General features: G+C 59.4%; 2 protein-coding genes. One reads left to right on the top strand and one right to left on the bottom strand.

Annotated elements, in window-relative coordinates; all coding sequences use genetic code 11:
* On the top strand, positions 1-244 hold a 244-nt coding region (locus AACY49_RS29755; protein WP_339527763.1), incomplete at its 5' end, for a hypothetical protein.
* Between the two features lie 138 nt (positions 245-382).
* Here AACY49_RS29755 and AACY49_RS29750 read toward each other — a convergent pair.
* A partial coding sequence (locus AACY49_RS29750; RefSeq protein ID WP_339527761.1) for a tyrosine-type recombinase/integrase occupies positions 383-742 on the bottom strand: 360 nt, incomplete at its 5' end.

Below are 742 nucleotides of genomic sequence, written 5' to 3'. Positions count from 1 at the left end.
CGCCAAGGCCGCGGCACGGTCACGGTTCGAGTCGACCAAACAGCGCTTTTTCGGTCAGGTCCTGCTGTCGATGAAGCTGCCAACGGTCATCGCTGCCGCCAAGCACCACCTCGAGAACGGGCAATCCGTGGTGATGCAACTCGTCACAACCGCCGAATCCATTCTCGACCGGCGTCTCGGTGCGCTCAGTCCAGATGAACGGGCCGACCTCGAAATCGATCTCTCTCCTCGCGAGTATGTGTAATGTGGAGCTCCACATTAGACATATTCTTTGCAGTCGCAGTTTATGTCGAGCGTGGCGGCGAGAGACGCAGGTTTCCTTCGGTTTTCCATGATTTCACTCCAGATAATATGCGGGTTAGAGGGAGTGTTCGAAGACGGGTCAGGCCCGCCTTCGAACGTCGGTGAGCATTGTGATCAAGGCGTCGGAAGGCGGCTTGAAGCGCCCCGGCTTGATCGCAGGGGCACCGTGGGCTGCGAGAATCTGCAGCTTCTCTTCTGGATCGGCGCGCAAGTAGGTCTCGGTGCTCTGGATACTGGCGTGGCCGAGCCATAATGCGACCTTGCGAATGTCCCCCGTCGCCGCGAGCGTGTGCATCGCGCAAGAATGACGAAGCACGTGGGGTGTGACGCGCTTCCCAAGGATCGACGGCTGCTTCGTCGCTGCCGTCTTGACGTGCTCGGCCAATCGGAACGCAAATCCGTCGCGGGTCATCGGCTGCCCGTTGGCATTGAGGAAAAT

Source organism: Pseudomonas sp. EL_65y_Pfl2_R96 (assembly GCF_963970905.1).
Lineage (GTDB): Bacteria > Pseudomonadota > Gammaproteobacteria > Pseudomonadales > Pseudomonadaceae > Aquipseudomonas.
This window is presented reverse-complemented; position numbering and strand designations above follow the sequence as displayed.